Source organism: Amycolatopsis sp. NPDC058278, assembly GCF_042881395.1.
Taxonomy (GTDB): domain Bacteria; phylum Actinomycetota; class Actinomycetes; order Mycobacteriales; family Pseudonocardiaceae; genus Amycolatopsis.
This window is the reverse complement of sequence record NZ_JBHVXZ010000254.1, coordinates 1-3,895: the sequence shown is the minus strand read 5'-3', so window position 1 is coordinate 3,895 and position 3,895 is coordinate 1. Positions and strand designations below refer to the sequence as shown.

Genomic DNA, 3,895 nt, shown 5'->3' with positions numbered 1-3,895 from the left:
GAGTTCCCGAGACCACCGGCGCCCGCTGCGCCACCGAGGCCACCAGGGCCGCCGGGGCCGCTGCAGCCGGTGCCGCCGTTGCCACCGCCGGCGCCGTTGCCACCCTTGCCGCCGGTGGCGGTGATGGTGTCGATGCCGGTTCCGCCGGTGAGGGCGCCGGAGTTCCCGATGCCTCCGGCGCCTCCGGCCCCGCCTACGCCACCGGCACCGCCGGCTTGGACGGCGGCCGAGCCGTTGCCGCCCTTGCCACCGACGCCGCCGTTGCCGCCGAGCCCGCCGTTGGCTTTGAGGGTGTCGACCCCGGCGCCGCCGGCGACGGTTCCGGAGTTCCCGACACCCCCGGCGCCACCGGCACCGCCGACGCCGCCTGCGCCGCCGCCGTGACCGCAGCCACCCACGCCACCGGCCGCGCCGGTCCCACCGGCACCGCCGTTGACGGTGACGTTGTCGGCACCGGCATCAACGAGATCGCCATTGAAAGTCCCGGAGTTCCCGACGCCACCGGCCGCGCCGGCACCACCGATACCACCGGCACCCGCACCTCCGGCGATGAGGCCGCTGTTGCCACCCAGGCCGCCGAGTCCGCCGTTGCCGCCCTTGCCGGCGGTGAAGGTGACGGTGTCGTTGCCGGCGCCACCGGTGACAGTGCCGGCGTTCCCGGCGCCACCGATCCCGCCCACGCCGCCGTTGCCCCCGGCGCCCCCGGCGCCACTGGCGAAGCCGATCCCGCCCTGTCCGCCGTTGCCGCCGTTGCCCCCGGCGCCGCCGGTGACGGTGATGCTGTCGGTGCCGGCACCGGCGTCGATGACGCCGGTGCTCCCCACGCCGGCGCCGCCGACGTTCCCGGCTCCGCCGTTGCCGCCGGCACTCCCCGCGGGGGTGCCCGCGGTGCCGTTGGCCCCCGGGGCACCGTTGGCTCCCGACGTACCGGCGACGCCGGTGATCGTGATCGTGTCGTTGCCGGCGAGGCTGTTCACCGTCCCGTTCACGGCGCCGCCGGTGACGGTGATGATGTTGTCCCCGGTGGTGCCGGTGAGCACTTGACCGGAGGGAATCCCGGCGGTGCAAGTGAAGTTGGCGCCGCTCTGGGTGCATCCCGGCGGGAGCGCCCATGCCTGAGCGGGTGTGAAGAGAACGAACCCGGCCGCGGTGCCCAGGCCGATCAAGGCCCGTCCCGCCCGCCCTGCCGTGCTGATAGTCGCTGTCGATCCCATGATCAACCTTCCACCCGTGAAATGGAGCCCGGGGCTGAAGCCACGGACTGGAGAGGGCGGTTCGATGACCAGGGTCTGGGGTCGCTACCCGGTGCCGCACGCGTGAGGGCACCGAATCCGGCCAATACCCCTCAACGCCTCAGCGTTCGCGCCGCCGGCCGGATTGGCAAGGAGTACCGCGGTCAATCATCCGAATGAGACGAAATCACCCACCGATGGCAGAACCGGTTTCGCGGCATCGACGGACGACGCCGGTCGACGTATTGGCAAAACACGCGGAATCGGAAGCGAACCTCGCCTTCAACGCGGAACGGCCGCGCTCTCACGCGAGGCGCGGCCGTTCTCGTCGACCCTGTTCGTGCCGATGCAGGCACGGGGTCAACTGGTGGAAATCGATTTTTACGGTGTGGTCGGGAGGAGGCAGGCGTAGCTCAGCGGGAGCAGGTTGACGAACGTTCCGCCGGCCCCGGTGCAGATCCTGCCGGCCTCGGTGACACGGCGGTTGGCGGGGTTGAGGGGGTTGAACACGCAGACGTATCCGACGGGGTTGACGGTGAGGGACAGCACGCCGCCGGTGGTGGTGCACAGCAGGGTGGCGTTCGCCGTGCCCGAGCCCGGGCCCGTCGTCGGCGGGGTGCTGGTGTTTTCGCAGCCGGCGTGGATGTCGGGATCGGGTGCGGGTCCCTGGCAGGTGTCGGTGCCGAGGCCGCCGTCGAGACTGTCCTGGCTGCCGTCGTTGGATGCGCCGATGAGGGTGTCGTTGCCGGCGCTGCCGGAGATCGTGTCGATGCCCAGGCCGCCGGTGAGGGTGTCGTTGCCGGTGCCGCCGGTGAGGGTGTCGTTCCCGTCCCCGCCGTTGATCGTGTCGTCGAGGTCCGAGCCGGTGATCGTGTCGTTTCCGGCGTTGCCGTTGATGGTCTTGCCGGGGTTCGTGCCGCCGCAGTCGATCGTGTCGTTGCCGGGGCTGCCGGTCACGGTCGTATCGGTCTGGGTGACCCCGGCGCTCACGACGCAGTTGACGGCGGCGTGTGCGGTGAGCGGGGCGATCGCCCACATGGCCGGGGTCGCAAGGACTCCGGCCAGCGTGACGACGAGTCCCCGGCGGAATTGAGTCTGTTGAATTCTCATGGCTTCATTTCCTGGATCGCGATCCGGCGATGACTCACGTGGACGCGGCGCGCCACCGTGACTGAGTTGTGCCGATCACAAGCCATCCGCCTCCGCCGTACTGCCGGCGTCCGCTCCTCGGCGCGGAAGAACCTCGGCTCGTGATCGCGTCCGCGATCGTCGCGGAGCTGTCACGTCACCGAGGTCCGGGGCAACAACGCACGAACCTACCCCTGCGTCGGCCTGGATCAATATCGTTGTCCCTCGAACGGACGCACACTCTCCGGTGCGCTCGACAGGGCAGGCAGGGGAAGGCGGCGGCCGGGTGAGCCAGGAGCCGGAGGAATTCGGCGATCGATGCGTTCACGAACTTAATTCGTGCACAGTTCGTTTTCCGCGCGAATTTGTGGACATTTGTCACGATTCGACGTCATGCACCGATATTCGTAACGGATAACGTCGCACAGTCGACGTATGGGGGTAGGACGAAAACCGGTTCAAGTGCTTGGCTGCGGCTGAGGCGTTGAGCGCATCGACCAGCTGCCAGAAAACCGATATGAGCCCGCAGTGCTCGATCTCCAAGATGGCGCCATGACGCCGGAAATCAAGCCCTGAAGGGCATACCATGCGTACCTTCCGCCAAACCGGTGTCATTGCCTTGATGGCCATTACATTTTCCGCCACTGGTGTGGCGGTGGCCACGGGGTACGACGTGATCGTGGTGAACGCGACGGTCGACGGGAAGGCCGGCACCTGGGGATCCAGCCGATCCGCCACGCCGGAACCGACGTCGGCGATCGGAACAACGACGCCGTCTGTCACACCATCGGCTGAGCCGGTCATCCCTGCCACGACAGTCACACCGACGAGCAGCACGGCCACCGAGGTGACATCCAGCCCCGGCGAACCGGCACCCACGACCCAGCCCTGAGAACCGAGCCAGTCAATCCAAGGAGAAGTTCCATGCGTATCAACAACAAGACCAAGTCCGTTCTCGTCGTCGCCACTGTCGGCGCACTGGTGGGAGTCGGTGGGTTCGCGGTCGCCGCGTTCGTCCAGGACAGCACCGCAAGCGGGGTGACCGGCTCCGCCGAGGCGATGATCCCCGCCACCGTGACCGGTGCGCAGGTCGGCACGTTGCTGCCCGGCGAGAAGGGCTACGTCACGTTGACCCTGTCCAACCCGAACGCCAACGTGAAGATCAGGCTGGTGTCCGTGGCCCCCGGTGACGTCGTGATCGACACCGTCGGGAACGTCGCCGACAAGCCCTACTGCCAGGGGCAGCTCGAACTGTCCGTGGCCGGCGCGGACCCACTGCTGCCGACGCTGGCCGTGAGCGAGGCCAACTTCCCGTACAAGCTGACCGACGCCGTGAAGCTGAAGGACGACACGGACATCCGCTGCCAGGCCATGACCTTCCACACGACCTGGACCGTCCAGTTCCAGGCCGTCCGCTAGGCACGACCGGCGGCACCGCGGCCGGCCGCGCCCGCCCGGGGCGGGCGGGGCGGCCCGGGCCCCGCCAATATGTGGGGTTACGCGGGGGGCGAGGGCGAATGGGGCCCAAACACGGG

3 protein-coding genes and 1 pseudogene are annotated in these 3,895 nt (G+C 69.1%); 1 reads left to right on the top strand and 3 read right to left on the bottom strand.

The window, feature by feature from the left end; genetic code table 11:
- The 3 genes and pseudogenes from ACFVYA_RS49655 to ACFVYA_RS49645 all read right to left on the bottom strand — a co-directional run.
- Window positions 1–1,040 (bottom strand): annotated as a pseudogene (locus ACFVYA_RS49655) (hypothetical protein); the annotation flags it as partial.
- Window positions 1,041–1,613: 573 nt separating this feature from the next.
- Window positions 1,614–2,342, bottom strand: coding sequence for a calcium-binding protein (locus ACFVYA_RS49650; RefSeq protein WP_387055621.1), 729 nt, complete (start codon window positions 2,340–2,342; stop codon window positions 1,614–1,616).
- Window positions 2,343–2,738: 396 nt separating this feature from the next.
- Complete coding sequence (locus ACFVYA_RS49645; protein WP_387055620.1) at window positions 2,739–3,203, bottom strand: hypothetical protein; 465 nt, start codon at window positions 3,201–3,203, stop codon at window positions 2,739–2,741.
- An 81-nt stretch (window positions 3,204–3,284) separates the two neighbouring features.
- Here ACFVYA_RS49645 and ACFVYA_RS49640 point away from each other — a divergent pair, with 81 nt between their 5' ends.
- Complete coding sequence (locus ACFVYA_RS49640) at window positions 3,285–3,779, top strand: hypothetical protein (RefSeq protein ID WP_387055618.1); 495 nt, start codon at window positions 3,285–3,287, stop codon at window positions 3,777–3,779.
- The last annotated feature ends 116 nt before the right edge of the window (window positions 3,780–3,895 follow it).